The 16684-nt window shown below is 64.8% G+C and carries 12 protein-coding genes; 8 read left to right on the top strand and 4 right to left on the bottom strand.

What is annotated here, in order from left to right; genetic code table 11:
- Positions 1-69 precede the first annotated feature (69 nt).
- The 7 genes from KDB76_RS04920 to KDB76_RS04890 all read left to right on the top strand — a co-directional run bounded on the left by KDB76_RS04920 (position 70) and on the right by KDB76_RS04890 (position 10049).
- A complete protein-coding gene (locus tag KDB76_RS04920; RefSeq protein WP_024086291.1) occupies positions 70-1233 on the top strand; it encodes an efflux RND transporter periplasmic adaptor subunit in 1164 nt (387 codons plus the stop codon).
- Positions 1230-4322 (top strand): multidrug efflux RND transporter permease subunit, encoded by a 3093-nt coding sequence (locus KDB76_RS04915; RefSeq protein WP_023661169.1) that lies wholly within the window; start codon positions 1230-1232, stop codon positions 4320-4322. Before KDB76_RS04920 ends, KDB76_RS04915 begins: the two co-directional genes overlap by 4 nt.
- A 9-nt stretch (positions 4323-4331) precedes the next feature.
- Positions 4332-5006 (top strand): heavy metal response regulator transcription factor, encoded by a 675-nt coding sequence (locus KDB76_RS04910; RefSeq protein WP_024086289.1) that lies wholly within the window; start codon positions 4332-4334, stop codon positions 5004-5006.
- The gene (locus KDB76_RS04905; protein ID WP_024086288.1) at positions 4981-6369 is read left to right on the top strand and encodes a heavy metal sensor histidine kinase; all 1389 of its coding nucleotides are present in this window, start codon (positions 4981-4983) and stop codon (positions 6367-6369) included. The genes KDB76_RS04910 and KDB76_RS04905 overlap by 26 nt, the downstream gene beginning before the upstream one ends.
- A 201-nt stretch (positions 6370-6570) precedes the next feature.
- Entirely contained in the window at positions 6571-6795 is a 225-nt protein-coding gene (locus KDB76_RS04900; protein ID WP_023661166.1) for a hypothetical protein, read from the top strand.
- A gap of 205 nt (positions 6796-7000) precedes the next feature.
- Complete coding sequence (locus tag KDB76_RS04895) at positions 7001-8335, top strand: OprD family porin (RefSeq protein WP_013970967.1); 1335 nt, start codon at positions 7001-7003, stop codon at positions 8333-8335.
- Between the two features lie 223 nt (positions 8336-8558).
- The gene (locus tag KDB76_RS04890; protein ID WP_013970966.1) at positions 8559-10049 is read left to right on the top strand and encodes a sensor domain-containing diguanylate cyclase; all 1491 of its coding nucleotides are present in this window, start codon (positions 8559-8561) and stop codon (positions 10047-10049) included.
- Here KDB76_RS04890 and KDB76_RS04885 read toward each other — a convergent pair.
- Entirely contained in the window at positions 10046-10522 is a 477-nt protein-coding gene (locus KDB76_RS04885) for a PA2169 family four-helix-bundle protein (protein ID WP_013970965.1), read from the bottom strand. The two genes, KDB76_RS04890 and KDB76_RS04885, sit on opposite strands and share 4 nt — an antisense overlap.
- A gap of 203 nt (positions 10523-10725) precedes the next feature.
- Between KDB76_RS04885 and KDB76_RS04880 the strand changes: the two genes are divergently transcribed.
- Positions 10726-10947 carry a DUF3820 family protein gene (locus tag KDB76_RS04880; RefSeq protein WP_024086284.1) on the top strand — a complete coding sequence of 74 codons (222 nt, stop codon included), beginning with the start codon at positions 10726-10728 and terminating at the stop codon, positions 10945-10947.
- Between the two features lie 121 nt (positions 10948-11068).
- Here KDB76_RS04880 and KDB76_RS04875 read toward each other — a convergent pair whose 3' ends face one another.
- From KDB76_RS04875 to ptsP, 3 genes are read right to left on the bottom strand one after another with little or no spacing between them, the layout of a single operon-like run.
- The gene (locus KDB76_RS04875) at positions 11069-12808 is read right to left on the bottom strand and encodes a PTS fructose-like transporter subunit IIB (RefSeq protein ID WP_013970963.1); all 1740 of its coding nucleotides are present in this window, start codon (positions 12806-12808) and stop codon (positions 11069-11071) included.
- Positions 12805-13752: a 1-phosphofructokinase gene (gene pfkB, locus KDB76_RS04870; RefSeq protein ID WP_024086283.1), complete on the bottom strand. Its 948-nt coding sequence runs from the start codon at positions 13750-13752 to the stop codon at positions 12805-12807. Before pfkB ends, KDB76_RS04875 begins: the two co-directional genes overlap by 4 nt.
- Complete coding sequence (gene ptsP, locus KDB76_RS04865; RefSeq protein WP_024086282.1) at positions 13753-16605, bottom strand: phosphoenolpyruvate--protein phosphotransferase; 2853 nt, start codon at positions 16603-16605, stop codon at positions 13753-13755. It lies immediately after the preceding gene.
- Between the last annotated feature and the right edge of the window lie 79 nt (positions 16606-16684).

The raw sequence follows: 16684 nt of genomic DNA, 5'->3' as shown, positions 1-16684 counted from the left end.
ACCCGGTTCGGGGGCTATAAGATTGAATACAGCCCACTTCCCTCCCCTATGGCCAAGGTGCCCGCACCGATGCGACGTCCGTCCCGCCCTGTCATCCTCGCCGCCCTGGCGCTCCTGGTCCTGGCGGTAGCGGGCCTCTGGTTCGGCCAGCGCCAGCCAGTACCTGCCACCCGCGCGCAAACCGCCATCCCGGTGCGCGTGGTCAGCGTCGTCCAGCAGAACGTGCCGCGCTATGCCAGCGCCATCGGCTCGGTGCTGTCGCTGCACAGCGTCGAGGTGCGCCCGCAAGTGGAGGGTGTACTGACCCAGGTGCTGGTCAAGGAAGGCCAGTGGGTGAAGGAAGGTGACCTGCTGGCCACCCTCGACGACCGCGCCATCCGCGCCAACCTCGACCAGGCCCGTGCCGAACTTGGCCAGAGCCAGGCGCAGATCCAGGTAGCCAACGTCGACCTGCAGCGCTACCGCCTGCTGAGTAACGACAACGGCGTGTCGAAGCAGACGCTCGACCAGCAGCAGGCCCTGGTCAACCGCCTGCAAGCCACGGTCAAGGGCAACCAGGCGGCCATCGCCAATGCCGAGGTGCAGCTGTCGTACACGCAGATCCGCTCGCCAGTGACCGGCCGGGTAGGTATTCGCAACGTCGACCCCGGCAACTTGGTGCGCACCAGCGATACCCGCAGCCTGTTCAGCGTCACCCAGATCGACCCGATCGCCGTCGAATTCGCCCTGCCGCAGCAAATGCTGCCAACCCTCCAAAGCCTGCTGAAGGCGCCCACCCCGGCACTGGTGCAGGCCTACATGGATGCCGACGGCGAACGCAGCCTGCTCGGTGAAGGCCACCTGGCACTGATCGACAACCAGATCTCCGCCACCACCGGCACCGTGCGGGTAAAAGCCGAGTTCGACAACAAGGACGGCCGCCTGTGGCCGGGCCAGCTGGTCACCATCCGCCTGCGCACCGCCGTGGAAGAAAACGCCCTGGTAGTGCCGCCTCCGGTGGTACAGCGCGGCGTCGACGGGCACTTCGTCTACCGCCTGGACGGTGACAAGGTCACCAGCGTGCCAGTCAAGGTGCTGTACCAGGACAGTGGGCTCAACATCATTGCCGGGGTCAAGCCGGGCGAGCGCCTGGTGCTCGATGGCCAGTCGCGGCTCAAGCCAGGTTCGCGGGTCGAGGTGGCTCCCGATGCCCCCGCGCCGTCGGAAATGGCCGACCGGCGGAGCCAGCCATGAACACGCGCAACGGTGTTTCGGCCTGGTGCATCGACCACCCCATCGCCACCCTGCTGCTGACCTTCGCCCTTGTGCTGCTGGGGGCCATCGCCTTCCCGCGCCTCCCGGTGGCACCACTGCCGGAAGCCGACTTCCCGACCATCCAGGTCACCGCCCAGCTGCCCGGCGCCAGCCCGGAAACCATGGCCTCGTCGGTGGCCACGCCGCTGGAAGTGCAGTTCAGCGCCATCCCCGGCATGACCCAGATGACCAGCAGCAGCGCACTGGGCTCGACCAACCTGATCCTGCAGTTCACGCTCGACAAGAACATCGACACCGCCGCCCAGGAAGTGCAGGCGGCCATCAACACCGCCACCGCGCGCCTGCCGCAAGACCTGCCCAACCCGCCGACCTGGCGCAAGGTCAACCCGGCCGACAGCCCGGTGCTGGTGCTGACGGTAAGCTCCAGCCAGATGCCTGGCAACGACCTCAGCGATTACGCCGAAACCCTGCTCGCGCGCCAGCTGAGCCAGATCGACGGGGTCGGCCTGATCAACATCACCGGGCAACTGCGCCCGGCGATCCGCGTGCAGGCGCAACCCGAGAAACTGGCCGCCATCGGCCTGACACTGGCCGACTTGCGCCAGGCCATCCAGCAGACCAGCCTGAACCTGGCCAAGGGGGCTCTGTACGGCGAGCACAGCGTTTCGACCATCGCCGCCAACGACCAGTTGTTCCATCCCGACGACTACGCCCAGCTGATCGTCTCCTACCGTGACGGTGCACCAGTGCACCTGAGGGACGTGGCAAAGGTGATCAATGGCGCCGAGAACGCCTACGTCAAAGCCTGGTCCGGCGACCAGCCCGGGTTGAATCTGGTGATTTTCCGCCAGCCTGGCGCCAACATCGTCGATACCGTGGACCGGGTACTGGCTGCCCTGCCCAAGCTGCAGGAGATGCTGCCAGCCTCGGTCGAAGTGTCGGTGCTGCAGGACCGCACCCAGACCATCCGTGCCTCGCTGCATGAAGTGGAGCTGACCCTGATGATCGCCGTGGCCTTGGTGATCGGGGTGATGGCGCTGTTCCTGCGCCAGTGGTCGGCGACCATGGTGGTGTCCAGCGTGCTCGGCGTATCGCTGATCGCCAGTTGCGCGCTGATGTACATCTTCGGCTTCAGCCTGAACAACCTGACCCTGGTGGCCATCGTCATCTCGGTGGGCTTCGTGGTCGACGATGCCATCGTCGTGGTGGAGAACATCCACCGTCACCTGGAGGCCGGCGACGACAGCCGCACGGCAGCGCTCAAGGGCGCCGGGGAAATAGGCTTCACCGTGGTGTCGATCAGTTTCTCGCTGATCGCCGCGTTCATCCCGCTGCTGTTCATGGGCGGCGTGGTCGGCCGGCTGTTCAAGGAGTTCGCCCTTACCGCCACCGCCACCATCCTGATTTCGGTGGTGGTTTCGCTGACCCTGGCGCCAACCCTGTGCGCACTGTTCATGCGCCGCCCGCCCGGAGAGCACAAGGGCGGCTTCGGCGAGCGGCTGGTCAGGCGGTACGAAAAGGGCCTGGACCGCGCCCTCGCCCACCAGCGTCTGACCCTCGGGGTGTTTGGCCTGACCCTGGCCCTGGCGGTGGCCGGTTACGTGGGTATTCCAAAGGGCTTTTTCCCGCTGCAGGACACCGGCTTCATCCTTGGCACCAGCGAGGCGGCGGCGGATGTGTCGTACCCGTCGATGATCGAGAAGCACCAGGCGCTGGCCAAAATCATCGAGGCCGACCCGGCGGTGCGCGCGTTCTCCCACTCGGTGGGTGTCACCGGCAGCAACCAGACCATCGCCAACGGCCGTTTCTGGATCGCCCTCAAGCCGCGTGGCGAACGCGATGTGTCGGCCAGCGAACTGATCGACCGGCTGCGACCCAAGCTGGCTCAGGTACCAGGCATCGTCCTGTACATGCGTGCCGGCCAGGACATCAACCTAAGCTCCGGCCCGTCGCGCACCCAGTACCAGTACGTGCTCAAGAGCAACGACGGCATGGCGCTGAACCTGTGGACCCAGCGCCTGACCGAGCGCCTGCGGGAAAACCCGGCGTTCCGCGACCTGTCCAACGACCTGCAACTGGGCGCCAGCGTCACCCGCATCGATATCGACCGCCAGGCCGCGGCACGTTTCGGCCTGACCACCACCGACGTCGACCAGGCGTTGTACGACGCCTTCGGCCAGCGGCAGATCAGTGAATTCCAGACCGAGACCAACCAGTACAAGGTGATCCTCGAACTGGATGCCCGCCAGCGCGGCAAGGCCGAAAGCCTCAACTACTTCTACCTGCGCTCGCCGCTGACCAACGAGATGGTGCCGCTGTCGGCAGTAGCCCATGTAGCGCCGCCCAGCACCGGGCCACTGTCGATCAGCCACGATGGCCTGTTCCCGGCAGCCAACCTGTCGTTCAACCTGGCCCCAAGCGTGGCCCTGGGCGATGCGGTGACCATCCTCGAGCGCACCCAGCGCGAGCTCGGCATGCCCGACTCCATCAGCGGCAACTTCCAGGGCGCGGCCCAGGCCTTCCAAAGTTCGCTGTCGAGCCAGCCGTGGCTGATCCTGGCTGCGCTGGTGGCGGTGTACATCATCCTCGGCGTGCTGTACGAAAGCTTCGTCCACCCGCTGACGATCATCTCCACCCTGCCCTCGGCCGGCCTCGGCGCGCTGATCCTGTTGTGGGCCTTGGGCCAGGACTTCAGCATCATGGGGCTGATCGGCGTGGTGCTTCTGATCGGTATCGTCAAGAAAAACGGCATCCTGCTGATCGACTTCGCCCTGGAGGCCCAACGCCGCCAGGGCTTGACCCCGGAGCAGGCGATCCATCAGGCCTGCCTGACGCGCTTCCGGCCGATCATCATGACCACCCTGGCCGCCTTGCTCGGCGCGGTGCCGCTGATGTTCGGCTTCGGCACCGGCTCCGAACTGCGCCAGCCACTGGGCATCGCCGTGGTTGGCGGCCTGCTGGTGAGCCAGGCGCTGACGCTGTTCACCACCCCGGTCATATACTTGGCCCTGGAGCGCCTGTTCCACCGCCGTCAGGCCGCCCGTGCGGCGGCGCCCAGTGCCAGTTAGGACAAGACCATGCGTGTGCTGATCATCGAAGACGAAGAAAAAACCGCCGACTACCTGCATCGCGGCCTCAGCGAACAGGGGTTTACCGTCGACCTGGCGCGGGACGGCATCGATGGCCTGCACCTGGCCCTGGAAGGTGACTACGCAGTGATCGTGCTGGATGTGATGCTGCCGGGCCTGGACGGTTATGGCGTGCTGCGCGCCCTGCGCGCGCGCAAGCAGACACCGGTCATCATGCTGACCGCCCGTGAACGGGTCGAAGACCGTATCCATGGCCTGCGCGAGGGTGCCGACGACTACTTGGGCAAGCCGTTTTCCTTCCTCGAACTGGTCGCCCGCCTGCAAGCCCTGACACGCCGTAGCAGCAACCATGAACCGCTGCAGGTGCAGGTGGGTGACCTGTGGATCGACCTGATGGCGCGCAAGGCCACGCGCGCCGGCCAACGCCTTGAGCTGACGGCCAAGGAGTTCTCACTGCTCAGCGTGCTGGCCCGCCGGCAGGGCGAAATTCTGTCAAAGACAGCGATTGCAGAGCTGGTCTGGGACATCAATTTCGACAGCGACGCCAACGTCGTCGAAGTGGCGATCAAGCGCCTGCGCGCCAAGCTCGACGGGCCTTTCGACAACAAGTTGCTGCACACCATCCGAGGCATGGGTTATGTCCTGGAAAGCCGTGCGGGGTAATTCCATCGCGCTGCGCCTGTCGGCGCTGTTCATCCTGGTGGCGCTGGGCGTGTTCCTGCTGATCGGTTCGGCGCTGTACCGCCAGGTAGACCGCAGCCTCGACCTGCTGCCGCAAGCCGAGCTGGACGCGCGCTTCAGCGTGCTCGAGTCCACCCTCAACCGCTTCGGCACACCGGAGCACTGGGTCAAGATCAACAACAAGCTCGACCTGCTCAGTGAAGAGGACAAGCGCATTCGCTTCTGGGTGGTCAGTAGCAACCCGGCCTATGAATACGGCCACCCCAGCGAGCTGGTCCGCGCCTTCGCCGAAGGCGCGCAGGGCATGCGTGACCTGCGTCTGCCCGACCGGCCCTACCCTTACAAGGTGCTGGTCAGCGAACTGCCGGCCCTGGGCGAGCGGCCGCCGCTGCGCTTTCTGATCGGCATCGACACCGAAACATTCTGGCAGGCGCAGCACAGCCTGCTGGTAGCGATTGTCGGGCTGGCGGTGCTCGGCGTGCTGCTGGCCTCGCTACTGGGCTACTGGGTGGCGCGTATCGGCCTGCGCCCGCTGCTGGCATTGTCCGTTGAGGCCCAGGCCCTGGCCCCTCCGCACCTGGACGGGCGCCTGCAGACTCACGCCCTGGCCCCGGAACTGGCGCAGTTCGCCGGCGCCTTCAATGCTGCGCTCGACCGGGTAAGCCAGGCCTACTCGCGGCTGGAGGCGTTCAATGCCGACGTCGCCCACGAACTGCGCTCGCCGCTGACCAACCTGATCGGCCAGACCCAGGTTGCACTGACCCGAGGGCGCAGCGCCGAGCATTACTTCGAAGTGCTGCAATCGAACCTTGAGGAGCTGGAGCGCCTGCGCAGCATCATCAACGACATGCTGTTCCTGGCCAGTGCCGACCAGGGCAGCAAGGCCACTGCCCTGACCCAGGCCTCGCTGGCCCAGGAAGTGGCGACCACCCTCGACTACCTGGACTACATTCTCGAAGATGCACAAGTCAGCGTGAGTGTGAGCGGTGACGCCCAGGCGCCCATCGAAAAGGCCCAACTGCGCCGGGCGCTGATCAACCTGCTGAACAACGCCGTGCAGCACACCGCACCGCACCAGGTGATCGAGGTGCAGATCGCTGCCGGGCCGGAGCAGGTCAGCATCGCCGTGAGCAACCCGGGGCCGGCGATCGACGATGAGCACCTGCCGTTGTTGTTCGAACGCTTCTACCGGGTGGATGCGGCACGTAGCAATAGTGGTGGGGGTAACCATGGGTTGGGGTTGGCGATCGTCAAGGCGATTGCGCTGATGCATGGTGGGGAGGTGTTCGTGCGTAGTGCCGCTGGGGCCAATACCTTTGGTATCAGGCTGCCCACCCATGCCTGACAGGAGGCCACTCCCACAAAAGTAAAGACCGCGTAGGCCCTCTAGCATGCGGGTTTGCGGCGAAAGTCCAATTGCTTTTACTGCGATAGTTACCTTTTGCGCAACAGTGCTTATCGCTCTTCGCTCTGTTTCAAGTGCATTGAAAGGACTAACTTTACCCCCGTCCTCATTAGCACTTGCATCGCAAGAAGGTAGTTTCAAATGTCCAACAGTATGGGTATTGCCAGCGTCTTCGTCCTGTCTTCCCTGTTGTTGTCGCCCCTGGCCATGGCTGAAGAATCCAAGGCTTTCGTCACCCGTAATGCTGAGTTCGCCGCAGTCCACCAAGAGGCCCGCGAAGCCGTAGCCGCACAGCAGGTAGACACTGCAAAAGACGCTAACCAGACAGCTTCCAAGGTCTCTGTCGATGCCAATGCCGACAGCTGATCAAGTGCTGTCGCTGCTCCCGTTTTCCCTTGGCTACGCCATGGGCACTACCAGTGCCGATATGTTAGCCTTTTAAAGCCGCTGCCGATCAGCGGCTTTTTTTATGTGCTTCAACTATCAGCCAAGCTGTAACGTTCACCTATAAAAAAGACGCACATTCGAAAATAAAAACTGCCCCACCGCCAGACCCAAGGAGCTAGTACCGGTGCCTTCCGCGTTTCGTTTTACCCCGCTGTTCATTGCGTTGACTGCAACGATCCCTTTCGCCGCCCAGGCAGATGAAGACAAGGCTGATGGCTTCATCGAAGGCTCGTCCTTCAACCTGCATTTCCGTAATGCCTACTTCAACCGCGACAACCACAACGCCGGCGTGCGCGACACCCGCGAGTGGGGCCAAGGTGCGGTTGCACGTTTCGAGTCGGGCTACACCCCGGGTGTGGTCGGCTTTGGCCTGGACGCCCATGCCATGTTGGGCCTGAAGCTCGACGGGGGCGGCGGCCATGCTGGCACCAGCATCCTGCCGACCCACCAGAAGAACGAAGACGAACTGGGTGCTGCCCCGCACTCCTTCTCCACCGCCGGTGCCGCAGTCAAGCTCAAGGCGTTCGACACCGAGCTGAAAGCCGGTGACCTGTTCCTCACCAACCCGGTGATCGCTGGCGGCGAAACCCGCATGCTGCCGCAGACCTTCCGTGGTGTGAGCCTGACCAACACCAGCATCGACGGCCTGCTGCTCGAAGGCGGCCAGGTGAGCTTCACCAAGCCGTACAACCAGAGCGGCCACCGCCGCATCGACACCTACTACGGTTCGCTGGGCGAGCATGACAAAAGCAAGCACCTGAACTGGGCCGGCGCGTCGTGGAGTGGCACCCCGAACATCACTGCCAACCTGTATGCGGCCGAACTGAAGGACATCTGGAACCAGTACTACGCCGATTTCGACTACACCTATGTGGTCAACGACCTGGTCAGCCTGAACCCGGGCGTGCACTTCTATCACACTCAGGACACCGGCCAGGCACTGCTGGGCAAGATCGACAACAACACCTATAGCGTGCATTTCACCCTCAATGCCGGGTTCCACAGCGTCACGGCCGCCTATCAGCGGGTCAATGGCAACACGCCGTTCGACTACATCAACCTGGGCGACAGCGTCTACCTGGACAACTCGCGCATGTACTCGGACTTCAACGCACCGAACGAGCGCTCGTGGAAACTGCAGTACAACTATGACTTCGCTGGTGTGGGCATCCCTGGCCTGAGTACGGTGCTGTCGTACTCGCGCGGTGAAGCCGACCTGACCAAGGCCACCCAGGACACCACCCACTACGACTACTACCGTGCCGATGGCAAGAACGCCATGCACTGGGAACGCGACGTGGACATGAAGTACGTGTTCCAGGAAGGAGACCTCAAGGACCTGTCGGTGCTGGTGCGCTATGCCACCCACCGCGGCAGCCAGGGTTATGCGTCGATCGACAGCAACAGCGACAATGATGAACTGCGGGTGATCGTGGATTACCCGTTGAACGTGTTCTGATCCAGACCCGGGTGCGAGGGCTTCGCCCTCGTTTCGCCGGCAAGCCAGCTCCCACCTTGACCGCATTGACCTCAAGCCTTGTGCGGTACTTGTGGGAGCTGGCTTGCCGGCGATGGGCTGCGCAGCAGCCCCTGCGTGATTCCGTCGGACAAATCTTGTCCGACAATCCCCGCTTCCCTAGAATGTCGCCGCCGCGAATGGCCCTGCCCACGCAGTAGCGAGCATGACCACCCGATTACCGCGTTTCGCACACTACAGGTCGCACCCCGAGCTGATCCTCAATCTGGGCAGTTGCCTTGCCGTGCTCGCCATCGTGGCCATCGTCAGCTACCTGCTGGCGCGGGAGCGCGACAATATCGAGCTGTCGGCGATCCGCTCGTCCAACAATATTGTCCAGCTGATCGAAAGCGACATCCTGCGCAACGTCGAACTCTACGACCAGTCGCTGCAGGGCCTGATCTGGGCGGTCGGGCGCAAGGAGCTGCCGGAAATACCCGGCCCGGTGCGCCAACGCCTGCTATTCAATGAAGCCTTCGTCGACCGCAAGCGCGGTGACGTGCTATGGCTGGACAAGCAAGGCAACGTGGTGGGCGATTCCACCAGTAGCGTGCCACGCAAGGCCAACTTCAGCGGTACAGGGGTATTCCAGGCCCATCTGCACAACGCCAACCTCGGTCTGCTGGTCGGCCCGCCGTTCAAGGCCAGGCTCGGCGACCTGGACTGGTGCATCAGTTTCAGCCGGCGCATTTCCGGGCCCAATGGCGAGTTCGTCGGCCTGGCCGCGGGGGCACTGCGCCTGTCGTACTTCAGTGACCTGTTTCAGCGCCTGGACATCGGCGACGATAGCAGCATCAACCTGCTCAACACAGACGGCCAACTGTTGGCCCGCCAGCCCAGCCGCGCGCAAGACCCGGCGATTGGCAGCAATTATGCCGAACGGCCCAATTTCAAACGCATTCTCAGCGAGCAGAACGGCAGCTTTACCGCACGCTCCAGCCGCAACGGCACCCCGCGCATGTACACCTTTGCCCGGGTCGCTCAGTTGCCGTTGATCGTGCTGGTCGTGCGTTCGGCCGATGAAGTTTTCGAGTCGTGGCGCCGCACTGCGATCGTGGTCGGCGTCGCCACAGGGGTACTGTGTGTGGGTATCCTCTGGCTGACCCTGCTGCTGGGCCGCGAGTTGCGCCGCCGGCAAGAAGCCGAACAGGGTCTGGCCAACCTGGCCGCCACCGACAGCCTGACCGGCTTGCCCAACCGCCGCCACCTGGACCAGGTACTCCGTCAGGAATGGGCCCGCGCCCAGCGCAATCGCAAGTCATTGGCAGTGCTGATGGTGGATGTGGACCACTTCAAGGCATTCAACCAGCGCCACGGCCACGCCGGTGGCGACCATGCCTTGCGCGAAGTGGCCAGGACCATCGAGGCGTGCATCCGCCGCCCGGCCGATCTGGCGGCGCGCTATGGCGGTGAAGAATTCCAGGTGGTGTTGCCGGAAACTGACCTGGCCGGTGCGCAACTGCTGGCGGAGCGCATCCGCGCCAGCGTCGAGGCGCTGGCACCATTTGCCGACGATGCCCACTCTGTCACGGTGAGCATCGGCATCGGCCTGTCAGGCACCCAGCACGACCTGGCGGGGGTGCTGGGTGCTGCGGACGAAGCGCTCTACCGAGCCAAGGCCAAGGGCCGCAACCGGGTAGAGGGGCCTGCGGACTAGCTGCGGGCGCGCGCGGCGTTGCGCAAGGCCCTGACCTGATCATGGTTACGCTGCACACCTTGCAGCTGTTTTTCCACCAAGGTGTAGGTCTGGTCGCTGGCGGTGCGGCCCAGCTTGACCAGTTTCTCGCGAGCTTCCTTGTAGGCCTTGAGGGCATGGTCCTCGCCCCGCTCCACCTCGTTCAGCACCGCTTCCTCATCCTTGCCGGTGACCATCGCCTTGAGGTTTACCCAACCCCGATGCAGGTCACCGCTGATGCTGGTAGAGGTTTCCGGGTCGCCCCCCAGGCGACGCACCTCGCTCTGCAGTTCGCCGGCCGCATTGGCGCACTCACCGGCACGCTGAACGAAGAACGCTTTAAGTTCGGGGTTCTTCACATCATCGGCAGAGGCCTTGAAACCTTTCTCACCATCCTTGCTGTACTCGATCAGGTCGTTGAGCACGTCGATCACGTCTTTGTTGGGATTGCTCATGGCACAAACTCCTTGGCAGGTGATAGTCATCTGTATGGGAGCAGCGTTCGTGCCAAGCGAGGATTATCTACAAATTCCTTAACAATCAATAAGATAGAAACACAAGGTCTGAGTTTGATCACGGCGTTCTGCATGATTGCCGCTTGGGCCTTCGTGCAGATTGCAGTATGGTCGGCGCTTTTCAACAGCCAGGTGCGCCGATGATGAAGCCGGAAACCCTCGAACTGCTGGTCACCCGCACCATGCCGTTTGGCAAGTACCAGGGACGAATCATTGCCGACCTGCCAGGGGATTACCTGGCCTGGTTTGCGCGCAAGGGTTTCCCGTCGGGGGAATTGGGTGGCTTGCTGGCGCTGATGCACGAGATCGATCACAACGGGCTGGGCGATCTGCTTGTGCCGTTGCGGCAGAAGCACGGGCGTTGACCTGTTCCGGCCTCTTCGCGGGTGAACCCGCTCCCACAGAGACCGCGCCGGACCTGATGCCTGTGCAGTCCTGTGGGAGCGGGTTCACCCGCGAAGAGGCCAGTAAGGCCCGCTAAAATCTCTAACCCTTCACCGGCGCTACCGCCAACTCCACCCGCTCACTCTTCTTGATCACCGCATACACCACCGCCGTCAGCAGGCTGCCCGCCACGATCGCCAACAAGTACAGCAGCGCATGGTTGATCGCATTGGGGATCAGCAGCACGAACAGGCCGCCATGCGGCGCCATCAGCTTGCAGCCGAAGTACATCGACAATGCCCCGGTCAATGCCCCACCGGCCACGCTGGCCGGGATTACCCGCAGCGGGTCCTTGGCGGCAAACGGGATCGCCCCTTCGGAGATGAAGCACAGCCCCAGCGCCAACGCCGCCTTGCCCGCTTCACGCTCGCTCTGGGCAAACTTGCGTCGGGCCAGGAAGCTGGCGATACCCAGGCCAATCGGCGGCACCATGCCGGCGGCCATGGTCGCCGCCATCGGTGCATAGCTCGATGAAGCCAACAGCCCCACCGAGAAGGCATAGGCGGCCTTGTTGATCGGCCCTCCCAGGTCGACGCACATCATGCCGCCCAGCAACAGACCCAACAGGATGGCATTGGTGGTGCCCATGCTGTCGAGAAATTGCGTGAGCCCTTCCAGCATCGCCGCCACTGGCTGGCCAACCACGTAGATCATCACCAGGCCGGTGAACAGGCTGGCCAGCAGCGGGATGATCAGGATCGGCTTCAGTGCCTCCAGGCTGCTGGGCAAGCGCGCCCAGCGGGCAATGGCCTTGGCGCTGTAGCCAGCGAGGAAGCCGGCGACGATACCCCCGATGAAACCGGCGCCCAGAGTGCTGGCCAGCAGGCCGCCGATCATGCCGGGCGCCAGCCCCGGGCGGTCGGCGATGGACCAGGCGATGTAACCCGCCAGCAGCGGCACCATCAACTTGAACGCAGCCTCGCCGCCGATCTGCATCAACGCCGCCGGCAAGGTGCCCGCTTCTTTGTAAGCCTCGATACCGAATACGAACGACAGGGCAATCAGCAGGCCGCCAGCCACCACCATCGGCAGCATGAACGACACGCCGGTGAGCAGGTGCTTGTATACCCCGCTCTTCTCGCCCTTGGCTGGCGTGCTCGCCGCTGCGGCATCGCCGCTGTTTTCCACCTTGGCATCAGCCAGGGCCTTGTCGAGGGTCGCGCGGGCTTGCTTGAGGGCGATACCGGTGCCGCAACGGTAAATGCGCTTGCCAGCGAAACGCGCGGTGGGCACTTCGATGTCGGCGGCCAGCAGCACTACATCCGCTGCAGCGATGGCTTCGGCAGACAAGGGGTTGCGCGCACCGACCGAGCCCTGGGTCTCGACGGTGAGCTCGTAGCCCAGTTGCTGCGCAGCCTGCTGCAAGGCTTCCGCGGCCATGAATGTATGCGCGACGCCAGTCGGGCAAGCCGTGACGGCGACGATGCGTGCGCCAGCGCTGCCAGTTTCAGCCGGAAGGCCTGGCACCGTGGCCAGCAGATGGGCGCTGGAAGCCGCCTCATCGAGGAAGCCTTCGCGGTCGGCCAAAGCCTGGGATGGCGTGCTCTGGTACACGCGCTTGCCGACGAAACGCTCCAGGTCCACCGGGCCGGTGCTGACCACCAGCACCCAGTCGGCCTCGGCGATCTGCGTGGCGCTCAGTTGCCGCTCGGGGTGGCCGGCATCCTGCACTTCGACGCTGGTACTCCAGCCCCGCCGCTGGGCTGCGGCGGACAGCAAGCGCGCGCTCAGCACGCTCGACACCTGGCCGTTGGGGCAGGCAGTGACAATGGCAATATTCATCGGCAACCCTCTTTTTGTTCTGTCAGTTGCACGGCAGCTTCCAGACGCGCCAGTTGCTCGCGGTCACGGATGCCGAAACCAACCTGGGTAACAGCCTGTGCAGCGATGGCGGTGGCACGGGTCAAGGTCTGCGCCGGGGCTTCGCCCTGCAGCAGGCCGTGGACCATGCCGGCCACCAGCGAATCACCTGCACCCACTGTGCTGGCAACCTGCACCTTGGGCGGGCAAGCATGTACGGCATGGCCGCGGGTGAACCAGCTGACGCCCTGCTCTCCCGCCGACACCACCACGTGTTCGACGCCACTGGCCAGCAGGCGCTCGGCAGCAGCGCGCTGCTGCGCCGGGTTATCCACAGCCAGGCCGAGCACCTCGCCCAACTCTTCGGTATTGGGCTTGACCAGCCAGGGCGAGCTCTGCAGGCCGGCACGCAGGGCTTCACCGCTGCTGTCCAGAGCCACCTTCAGGCCTTGCGTCTTGAGCTGTTCGAGCAACTGTCGGAACCAGTCGGCGCTGATCCCACGCGGCAGGCTACCAGCCACCACCACCGCATCGTGGCCCGGGGCAACCTGCGCCAGGCAGCGCAGCAATGCACTGCGCGCCGCTTCGTCGACTTCCGGGCCTTGGCCGTTGATGTCGGTGACACGGCCATCGGCTTCGACCAGCTTGATATTACTGCGGGTTTCGCCCGGCACGCGGACAAAGCAGTCGACGAAGCCGCGCCAGTCGATCAGCGCCTCGAAAGGCTGCAGGTTGTCACGCCCGAGGAAGCCGCCAACAGTGACGGTGTGGCCCAGGTCGGCCAGTACCTGGGCAACGTTCAGCCCCTTGCCTGCGGCGTGGCTGTGCTGCTCCTGGCTGCGATTGACCTGCCCTGGGCGCAGGGTACCCAGGCCGATGGTGATATCCAGCGCAGGGTTCAGGGTGAGGGTGAGGATCTTGGCCATTCAGTAACGCTCCACCAGCGCGCGAACCGCTGCGGCGCTGTCCTGTTGCAGGGCCTCGCGCGCCAGGGCGCGGGCCGTCTGGTGATCGGCCTGGCGAACCAGGGCCTTGACTTCGGCAATGCTGCGCGCGGCGACGCTGAGTTCGTCCACGTCCAGGCCCAGCAGCACGGGCACAGCCTGCGGGTCGGCCGCCAGCTCGCCGCACACGCCCACCCACTTGCCATGGGCATGGGCGGCGCGCACGGTCATGTCGATCAGGCTGAGCACCGCCGGGTGCAGGCCGTCGGCCTGGGCCGAGAGGCTGGGGTGACCACGGTCGATGGCCAAGGTGTACTGGGTCAGGTCGTTGGTGCCGATGCTGAAAAAGTCCACTTCGCGCGCCAGTTGTGGTGCCAACAGCGCTGCCGAGGGCACTTCGACCATGATACCCAGTTGCAGGTCGGCTACCGGGATCTCGGCGCGCAGGCGCTCGACCATGGCGCGCGCCTCGCGCCATTCATGCACCTGCCCGACCATCGGGAACATGATGCGCAGCGGGCGCTGGTCGGCAGCGCGCAGCAGGGCGCGCAACTGGTCTTCCATCACCTGCGGGCGCTGCAGGGTAAGGCGTACGCCGCGCACACCGAGGAACGGGTTTTCCTCGGCAGCGATCGGCCAGTACGGCAGCGGCTTGTCGCCACCGACATCGAGGGTGCGCACCACCAGCGGGCGCCCGTCGAGGCCATCGAGCACACGACGGTACTCGGCTTCCTGGGTCGCCACGTCCGGGGCCTGGGTGTGGGCCATGAAAATCAACTCGGTGCGCAGCAGGCCAACGCCTTCGGCGCCCTGCTCCACTACCTTGGCGATGCCGTTGCTCTCGCCGATGTTGGCAAACACCTCGACAGCGTGACCATCGCGAGTGACCGCCGGCTCGAAGCGGTTGGCCCAGGCGGCCTGCAAGCGTTGCTCGCGCAGGTCGCGCTCGGCCAGGGCCTTTTGCAGTTCATCCGCCGGCGGCGCCACGCTGACCACGCCACGCTGGCCATCGAGCAGCAACGGCGTGCCGCTGTCCAACAGCAGTATCGACGCCCCCGCGCCCACCACCGCCGGAATGCCCAAGGCACGGGCGACGATGGCACTGTGGGCGGTGGCGCCACCCTGGGCGGTGACGATACCGGCGACGCGGCTCGGGTCCAGCCGGGCGACATCGGACGGGCCGACTTCGGTCATTACCAGCACGTAGGGTTGCTCGGGTTCAGCCTGGGCCTGCACGCCACACAACTGCGCCAGCACGCGGCGGCCGATGTCACGCAGGTCGGCAGCACGTTCGGCGAGCAAGGCATCGTGCAGCGACTCCTGTTGACGCGCCGCCGCCTCGATCACTGCCATCCATGCTGCCGCGGCGCTTTCGCCCTGGCCCAGGCGCTGCTCGACATCATCGCTCAGGGCCGGGTCTGCGAGCATTTCCTGATGGGTGACGAAGATTTCGCCAATGGCCTTGTCGCTGCGCTGGACCAAAGCCTGCAGCTCGCCATTCACGGCCGCCACAGCTTCACGCAGCTTCTGCCGCTCCTGGGCGCAGGACTCACCGCGCAGGGGGTAGTCGAACTCACGCTCGACACACACATGGGCCGGGCCACTGGCAATGCCGGGCGCAGCACCCACGCCGTGGATACGGCTACCGGCTGCGGGCGCTTGCAGCACTTCGGCCGCTGCGCCAGCTACAACCTCAGCACTCTGCGGCAGTGGCTCCACCTCTTCACCCAGGCCTTGTTCGATGGCGGCCAGCAGCACCGGCAAGGCATCGGGGGCGATGCCGGGCTCAGCCACCAGCTCCAGTGTCTGGCCACGTCGGGCGCCGAGACTGAGCAGCTTGCTCAGGCTCTTTACGGACACCGCCGGCTGCGCGCTATCCGCCAGCCGCACACGGATTTCCCCCTCGAAACCTTTGGCCAGTTGCGCCAATACCTTTGCCGGGCGGGCATGCAAACCGTGCGGGTTGGCCAGCACCACGCGCGCACTGGGCCAGTCTGTCGGCGCCTCACCGCCTAGTACCTCCAGCACCGCGCGGCTGCTGGTAGCCTGGTAGAGCATCTGGCCGCGGCCTTCGATCAGCACTTCGCACAGGCGTTCGAGCAAGGCCTGGTGGGCTGCACCGAGGCTGGCCAGGCAGAACAGGCCGTTGAGCGGTTGGTCGCGGTAACGCAGCGGCTGCTGCGGGGTGATGAAGGCCAGCCCCGGCTGGCGCACCTGGCGCTCGCTGTGCAGCCACCACAGGCCCTCGCCCAGCGGCAGCGGTTCGGCCTGCTGCAGGACGGCGGCAAAACCGCTATCGACGCAGTCGGCACGCTGTAACAGACGGGCGCCGCGCCAGGCCAGCTCATCGAAGTCTTCGGCCGGCAGGTTCAGGCCGACCAACTGCGCATCCAGCGCCAGTTCCTGAGGCGCGCCCTGCAACAGCTTCAGCAACGCCTCCGCGGAACCGGCGCGGCGCAGAGCTTCGGCCAGGTCGGTCTCGCCCAGGGCGCGGGTCAGCAGTTGCAACAGGCGCAGGTGCTCATCGGAACGGGCGGCGATGCCGATAGCCAGATAGACCATCTGGCCATCGCCCCAGTCCACGCCCTCGGGAAACTGCAACAGGCGCACGCCGGTGGCGTACACCAGGTCACGGGTCTGCGGCGTGCCATGGGGGATGGCAATGCCCTGCCCAAGGAAGGTAGAGCCTTGTGCCTCTCGGGCCTGCAGCCCTTGCAGGTATCCCTCGGCGACCAGGCCGTCATCGACCAGCCGGTCGGCCAGCAGGCGCAATGCCTCGGCCTTGTCGGCGGCCTTCTGGCCCATGGCTATCTGCTCCTTGGCGAGCTCGAGCATGACCTTCTCCTTTTGCAGTTCCCGGTCGGGTACTGGAGTATTGTTGTGGAATTCACATGAACGGCCAGTTCAACAGCCT

Source organism: Pseudomonas sp. JS425 (genome assembly GCF_018223845.1).
GTDB lineage: Bacteria > Pseudomonadota > Gammaproteobacteria > Pseudomonadales > Pseudomonadaceae > Aquipseudomonas > Aquipseudomonas asiatica.
Note: the sequence above shows the minus strand (reverse complement) of the source record. Positions and strands in the feature narration are given on the sequence as shown.

Bases quoted from the DNA above. Each gene is read 5' to 3' on its own strand.
- KDB76_RS04920 (WP_024086291.1), top strand. From the start codon at position 70: ATGCGACGTCCGTCCCGCCCTGTCATCCTCGCCGCCCTGGCGCTCCTG.
- KDB76_RS04915 (WP_023661169.1), top strand. From the start codon at position 1,230: ATGAACACGCGCAACGGTGTTTCGGCCTGGTGCATCGACCACCCCATC.
- KDB76_RS04910 (WP_024086289.1), top strand. From the start codon at position 4,332: ATGCGTGTGCTGATCATCGAAGACGAAGAAAAAACCGCCGACTACCTG.
- KDB76_RS04905 (WP_024086288.1), top strand. From the start codon at position 4,981: ATGTCCTGGAAAGCCGTGCGGGGTAATTCCATCGCGCTGCGCCTGTCG.
- KDB76_RS04900 (WP_023661166.1), top strand. From the start codon at position 6,571: ATGTCCAACAGTATGGGTATTGCCAGCGTCTTCGTCCTGTCTTCCCTG.
- KDB76_RS04890 (WP_013970966.1), top strand. From the start codon at position 8,559: ATGACCACCCGATTACCGCGTTTCGCACACTACAGGTCGCACCCCGAG.
- KDB76_RS04885 (WP_013970965.1), bottom strand. From the start codon at position 10,522: ATGAGCAATCCCAACAAAGACGTGATCGACGTGCTCAACGACCTGATC.
- KDB76_RS04880 (WP_024086284.1), top strand. From the start codon at position 10,726: ATGAAGCCGGAAACCCTCGAACTGCTGGTCACCCGCACCATGCCGTTT.
- KDB76_RS04875 (WP_013970963.1), bottom strand. From the start codon at position 12,808: ATGAATATTGCCATTGTCACTGCCTGCCCCAACGGCCAGGTGTCGAGC.
- pfkB (WP_024086283.1), bottom strand. From the start codon at position 13,752: ATGGCCAAGATCCTCACCCTCACCCTGAACCCTGCGCTGGATATCACC.
- ptsP (WP_024086282.1), bottom strand. From the start codon at position 16,605: ATGCTCGAGCTCGCCAAGGAGCAGATAGCCATGGGCCAGAAGGCCGCC.